Origin of the sequence: Paractinoplanes rhizophilus (genome assembly GCF_042664765.1) — a bacterium.
GTDB classification, from domain to species: Bacteria; Actinomycetota; Actinomycetes; order Mycobacteriales; family Micromonosporaceae; genus Actinoplanes; species Actinoplanes rhizophilus.
This window is the reverse complement of record NZ_JBHTBJ010000086.1, coordinates 1-7,188: the sequence shown is the minus strand read 5'-3', so window position 1 is coordinate 7,188 and position 7,188 is coordinate 1. Positions and strand designations below refer to the sequence as shown.

Sequence of the window (7,188 nt, the reverse complement as noted above, 5' to 3'; positions counted from 1 at the left end):
ATCAGGACCTGATCACGGTGCCGCCGAAAACAAACAAGGGCAACCGTCCACGGTTGCCCTCTAACCGATCCTCATCCTCAACGCCGCTGGCCTACCCCAACCTGCTCATCCTGAGCGCCGTCGAACACGTGTTTCACCTCGACGGCGCGGAGCTGATCCGCTGCCTGCCCGCCGCGACCAGCACCACCTGCAAATATCCGCCGCCGGGGATGACCACACAGCTGTACGCCACCCGCGAGGAGACGAACCGGCGCATCGCCTTCGAGCCGGGTGCAGGCGGAGGCCGTTGGCATGTGTGGGAGAAGAACGGCACGCAGCTCACCTACACCGCGACCGAGTCGGGCGGCGCGGGCCGCGCGGTGTGGAGCCTAAGCACCGTACGCGATACCTCCGGCAACACCGTCGCCTACCACTACGGCGAGACCACCGGTGAGGAGTGGTGGCGTGCCGGACTCTGGTCGATATGGTCGCCCACGTCGTACGAGCCCGAGCGGTACCTGAATTCGATCACCTATGGCGAAACGCGGATCACGCTGCGCTACGAGCCTCGCCCGGATGAGCAGACCTTCGGCACCGGGACCGGCGTGGCGATCCAACGCGACAGGCTCGCCAGCATCGACATGACCGTGCTGGGCAACCGAGTACGCGCGTACGCCCTGCGCTACGACCAGCGGCGCGCCTCACCCCGGTCCCTGCTCACCGAGGTGCAGCAGTACGGCCGAAACGCCGTCCTGGACGCTTCCGGGCACGTAACCGGCGGCACTGCCGAGCCGCCGACGAGGTTGCGGTACCCGGCAGCGGCACCGCTGAGCTGGAGTGCCGCCGCAGCGGCGCCGACTGGGGCGGTGCCCGCACTCGGCAGCCAGCCGGCGTCGCTGTTCGCCGACGAGACGGTCGGCCCGACCGGCAGCGGCCTGGTCTCCACCGGCGACATCAACGCCGACGGGCGTACCGATTGGGTCGGGGTGGGCGTCGACCGGTCGAAGATGAGCAACACTGAGGTCGACATCATCGTGACTGCGGCGATGGCCGACCCGACCTCGGTGCAGCGGGCGCAGACCATCCTGACCGTGCCGCTGGACCCGGATTGGATGAAGGGCACGGTCACGCTCCCCAACGGCGTGCAGCTCTTTTCGTCGTGGACCTTGGACTTCAACGGCGACGGGCGCAGCGACCTGATGCTCGCATTGGGCTACTTGCACCTGATGCGGGACCACGACCCGGACGCCGACCCCGGCCACGAGGTCTTCCAGCGCATCCAGATGATCCCGGTGCTCTCGCTCGGCGACGGCCGGTTCCGCGCCACCGAGGCGTTCCGGACCACCCTGGACCGGGCGGTTTTCCTGCAGCAGGGACTGGCCGGCTGCCGCCCGGGTGACCTGGACGGCGACGGCCGCGACGATTTGGCCTGCGCCGCCGTCACCGTAGACGGCATGCTGCGCCCCGCCGCCAGCCTGCTGTTCACCGCCCGGTCGTGGGGTGACGGCCGATTCGACCAGCGCACCGGGCCGCTGCCGTTCCACAACGGCGCCGGGCCCCGGCCGATGGCGGTGGCCGACCACGACGGCGACGGGCGGGCTGATCTGATGTTCCTGGACTACCGGCCGAAAGATCTCGACGCCTACGAGCAGGACTCGGCGGCGCCGGTGCGGTTCGACGTGGTGGTCGGGTACTCCGCCGGCGGACTATCCGCCACCTTTTCTTACACCCGCAACGAGACCGAGTGGCCGCGCCCAGCGCCGGGCGTACCGCCGGTCCAGCTGGTGGCGGCCGACGTGGACGGCGACAGCCGTCCCGACCACGTGGCCTTCATGGACGGCCCGGATCACCGCGAGCCGGCGACCATCCTCACCGCCCGCAACGTGGTGAACGGACCGCTGCAGCTGCACGCCCAGCCGGTGCCGGACAAGCTCAGCCTGGTCGAATCGATGATCACAGTGGGTGACTTCGACGGCGACCTGCGCGAGGATCTACTGGTGGCTAGCCGGCGCGAGCCGGTGCCGATCGGCGGCGACCTCACGGGCTGCAAGGCCGAGTACAGGCTGCCGCACACCATGCTCACCCGGATCCGCTCGGCCGGCGACGGCACCTTCCAGCTCCCCGTCACTTGGGACGACTGCTCGGTATCGCGGCAGATCCCCCGCCCGTGGGACCGCCGACTGCAGGCCCAAGAGCTGTACGCCAGCGACACCAACGGCGACGGGCTGGCCGACTTCCTGCTGGCCGCCGGCGATCCCGACTTCACCGTGACGCTGCGCGACGACGTGTCGCCGCCCACCGGCCTGGATACGCACCGTTTCCTGGCCGCCGACATCACCGGTGAGGGCCGTTCCGATTTCGTCCGAGTACGCGACGACGGGCGCAACACCTTGGTCGACGCCTTAGTACGCCGCCCGGACGGCTCGTTCGGGCACGTCTTGCAGTCGCTGTCGGACAGCCTGCTCAGCCCGGACCGGGCCGTGCAGCGAAATTGGAAGGTCCTCGACGTCAACGGTGACGGGCTCAGCGACCTGGTCTACGTGCAAGTGCCGCGGCTGCCCATGCCCGGCAACAATGATGCGGTGATCGCCGTCGAAGCGTTCCTGGCCCGCGGTGACGGCACCTGGACCCAGGGACGCCCGCAGACCTTCATCTGGCCGGGGGCACTGGCCGACACCCCGCTGGTGCAGCCGATGGACGTCAACGGCGACGGCCGCGTCGACCTGGTCTATTCGATGAACGACGTGCGGGCCTCGCCGACCGGGAACGATCTGCGTACGGTCGCCCTGATCGCTCAGTCCGATCAAAGCATCGCGGCCGGTGCGGCATTCGCGGCCGGCCCGGTACGCACCCCGGCTGTGGATCTCACTGGCGCCTCCGCCGGGCTACGAGCGATGGACGTCAACGGCGACGGCCGCGCCGACCTGGTGCACCTGGACCGCGACGGCGACGGCATCTGGGTCACCACCCTGCTGGCCCGCCCAGACGGCGAGTGGACGGCGAACGGCGTGCCGATGCCGCGCGCTCTCGGCGACAGCCTGGCGGGCCTTCCGCTGCTGGACGCGGTGAGCTGGCGGCCGGTCGACGTCAACCGCGACGGCATGGCGGACCTCGCGCACGCCACCCGCATGGCGACCGGACTGCGCATCCACACCCTGATCTCGGCGGGCAACGGCGGCTGGCTGCCGATTCGGGCCGATGTCCCGCTGGACGAGCCGGTGCCCGCGCGGCTGGCCGCCACCGATCGGCTTCTGGTGGCTGATGTCAACGGCGACGGCCGCACCGACCTCGTCCGGGTGCAGCCGGACAGCTCGGGCGTCACCGTGGACACCCTGCTCAGCACCGGCAACGGCCGGTGGGCCCGGTCCGCCGTCCCGATCGCCGACCCGAGCCCAGCCGGCAACCGGGCCGGCGAGGTGTGGCGGGTCGGCTCCGCCGACGCCGACGGGGCCAGCACGTTCGAACGCATCGACGCCGGCGAGGCACCGGTGCCCGGGCTGTCACGACCGTTCGTCGTCTCTACGTTGCGGCCCGCGGTCCCGAGCGACCGGCTCTCCGGAATCACCAGCAGCCTCGGCGGGACCAGCGAGATCACCTACGCGCCGGCGGCGAGCTTCAGCATGGGCAATCTGGCCGGTGGCTGCGGCCTGCCGACCGGCGTGACCCCGCAGCCGGTGCGGCAGATTACCGTCCGTGACGGCCGCGGCGCTTCCGGCGAGACCACGGAGTACGGGTACGAGTGCCCGCGCTGGTCGGTGTCGCGGCGCACCATGCTGGGTTGGGCCGACCGTTACGCGACCACGGCGGCCACCGTCAACCGGCCGCGCACCACCACCCTGACGCGGCACTCAGCGAGCGAGGAGTGCGGGCTGCGCCCTACCGACACGTCGACCCGCGAAACCGGCGGTGACTACGTGGGCGCTCGCGAGATCCTGGTCTACAACCCGCCCGGCTCGTCCGTCCCGTTCGACTGCACGCTCTTCTATCGCAACCGGATCACCTACGGCTGGTCGGCGGCGACCCAGCAGGTCGGCGAGTACTTTCGATACGACGACTACGGCAACCTCAGCACGGTCGAGCAGCTCGGCGCCGGGGCCACGTCTGGCGACGAGCGTACGGTCGACATCACGCACCGGGCTGCGCCCGGCCCTTGGGTCGTCGGCCTGCCCTGGCAGCGCACTCTCTACCAGGGCACCGGTCCGTCGGCGAAGCTGCTGCGTTCGGAGTTCTCCTGCTACGACGGGCAGAACGGCACCGACGACACCAACTGTCCGGGTCTACCCAGCAAGGGGCTGCTCACCGCGCAGCAGCGCGTGGACGACCTCGGCCTTTTTGTGACGACGACCTACCAGTACGACGCGTACGGCAACGCGGTGGCAGGGCAGAACCCACGACATTTCGGCACGGCCACGTTCTACGACAAGAAGCTGCATCTCTACCCGGAGGCGGTGACCAACGCCAAGGCACAGACCACCTCGCTGGAGTGGGACCTCGGGCTCGGCACACCGACCAAGGTCACCGACCCGAACGGCGCGGTCGCCGAGTTCCGGTACGACCCGCTCGGCCGCCTCGAACACTCGGCACGCGCCGGTGGCGGCACCGTCGACGTGCAGTACCTGGACTGGGGCGACCCAGCCCGGCAACGGGTGCGCACCACGAGTTCGGACGGCACCGCCGACGGGCTCTGGGCCGAGGCCTACGTCGACGGGTTCGGCCGCACGTACCGGGAGCTGAAGGAAGGGGACCAGCCCGGCGAGACGTTCGTGCGCATGATCGCCTACAGCGACGCTTCCACCCGGGTGTACCAGGTGTCGCAGTGGCACCGCTCGTCGGCCGCGCCAATGCCGCCGCGGTTCGAGACGTACGAGTACGACGAGGCCGGGCGACCGGTGCGCAACTTGCATGCGGACGGCACGTCCGTGCGCACCCGCTACGACGCCGCCAACCAGACCACGGTCGAGGTGGTGACCAACGAACGCGGCCACGACAAGACCATCCACCGGGACGCGTACGGCAGGGTGGTGCAGGTGTCGGAGTGGGAGCAGGCCACCGCCCAACACGCCGTCGCCAGCTACACCTACGACGCGGCCGACAATCTGCTCAACACCACTGACCCGAACGGCAACGTCAGCACCTACGGCTGGGATCCGCTCAGCCGGCTACGCACCGTCGATGATCCTGACCTGGGTAAACGCTCCTACATGTACGATTTGAACGGCAATCTTCGCTCGCGGACCGACGCCCGCAACCGGACCGTCACCTTCGCCTACGACGAGCTCGACCGGCCCCTCACCAAGACCTTCCCACCCGGCCGACCCGGCGTGACCTGGCACTACGACGAACCGGGCCACGGCGCCGGCAAGGGCCGGCTCACCTCGGTCACCGACGCCTCCGGCACGGGCTGCCCGGACGGGCGCAGCAGCCGCACCGACTATGCCCCCGACGGGCAGCCCTCGGCCCACTGGACCTGCATCAACGCCCGCGGGTACGCGATGGTCTTCGACTACGACTCACTAGGCCGCACCGAATCGGTCACCTATCCCGGCGGTGAGCAGGTCGGCTACGACTACGACGCGGCCGGTCGGCTGTCGGCCATGCCGGGCTTCGTCGACGAGTTCCGCTACGACGCGGCCGGCCGGCTTACCGAGCAGCGCAACGCCAACGGCACCACCGCCACGTACGGCTACGAGGCCGACCGCGGCCGGCTGGAGACCGCCAAGCTGCTGCGCAACGGGTCCACCGTCTATGGCGCCGGGTACACGTATGAGCCGAATGGCCTGGTCAAGACGATCACCTCGGCGACCGACCCGATGAACCTCACGTTCGGCCACGACCAACTCGACCGGCTCAGCACCGTCACAGGTGACCTGACTCAGAACTTCACGTACGACGCCGGCGGCAACATGACCTACTCGTCCACCCTCGGCACCGTCCTATACCCGGCACAGGGGCCGGCCGGCTGCGCGGGCAAGCCATGCGCCACCCCGCACGCCCCGCGGGGCATGGCGAACCTCGACCAACTGCATTACGACCTCAACGGCAACCTTCAATCCACCACCAATCCCCAGACCCAGCGGACCACCGGCATCGACTGGACCGACGACGGGCTGCCCGAGGTGCTCGCCGACGCGGACGGGGTGAGCACCACCTACACCTATGACGCCGCCGGCGAGCGCGTCGCCCGCCGCCGCGACCTGCAGTATGACCGCTACTACGGCGGCTTCCTGGAGGACTCGAGCACCCGCGGACTGATCAAGAACTATTACGCGGCCGGTCAGCTGATCGCCCGGCGCAGCGGCGGAGCTCTCACCTGGTACCAGGTGGACAACCTCGGCTCACCCCGGCTGCTCACCGACGGGCAGGGTCAGGTCGTCGCTCGCTACCGCTACACCCCATACGGTGAGGCGTCCGCGCTGGCCGGGCCGACGGCGAGCGAGCTGCGCTTCACCGGCCTGCGCGCCGACGCCGACAACGGCCTGCTCGACTTGGGCGCCCGGCAGTACGACCCGCGCACCGCCCACTTCATCTCGCCGGACACGGTCGTTCCGGACCCGCTGAACACCCAGGCCCTCAACCGGTACGCGTACGTCTACAACAGCCCGGTCAGCTATATCGACCCCACCGGCCACTTCCCGGAGATCCGCAAGACGCTCGGCGGTGGCGGCGCCGGCGGTGGCGGCGGCTCCTCCGACGGCCCCCTGCTCTCCATCGGCATCGGCGCCAAACACACCGCAGGTCAGGTCTGCTCGGCCTGCCATGGCGGTGGACGCATTTACGACACACCCTTCGAGATCTCCGAAACTGCGGTACAAACGGCTGCCCAGTCATCTGGACGACAAGAGCCCCAGTCTGGGCGAGTCTCAGAATTGAAGCTCGACGGCGACGCCTGGGGAAGCTTCTGGAGAGGTTATCGATGGTATGTCCTTCAAATCGATTCCGAGCAGCAGGTTTATGACATGCTTTATCCTTTCGCGGTGGCGCAGTCAAGCGAGCAACTCGATCGGGAAAGCCCGGGCTGGCGGTCTTATGATCCGGTGATGGGAATGAACGCTGCTGAATTTCAGGCGTACTTGGAGCTCGGCCCTAGTACGGCAGCCGCCATTTGCTAGCTGGCCAGGACATAGTCTCGTCGGAGACGTGCGCGTTGGTGGAACCAGCGTGCTCGGGCTTGGTGGCGGCGGCGCCAGTTGCGCCAGTGGGTGTCGTGGT

At 69.2% G+C, this 7,188-nt stretch carries 1 protein-coding gene; it reads left to right on the top strand.

The genetic code is table 11. The features are described from left to right. Window positions 1-53: 53 nt before the first annotated feature. Window positions 54-7,088: an FG-GAP-like repeat-containing protein gene (locus ACFQS1_RS40100; RefSeq protein ID WP_378978251.1), complete on the top strand. Its 7,035-nt coding sequence runs from the start codon at window positions 54-56 to the stop codon at window positions 7,086-7,088. The last annotated feature ends 100 nt before the right edge of the window (window positions 7,089-7,188 follow it).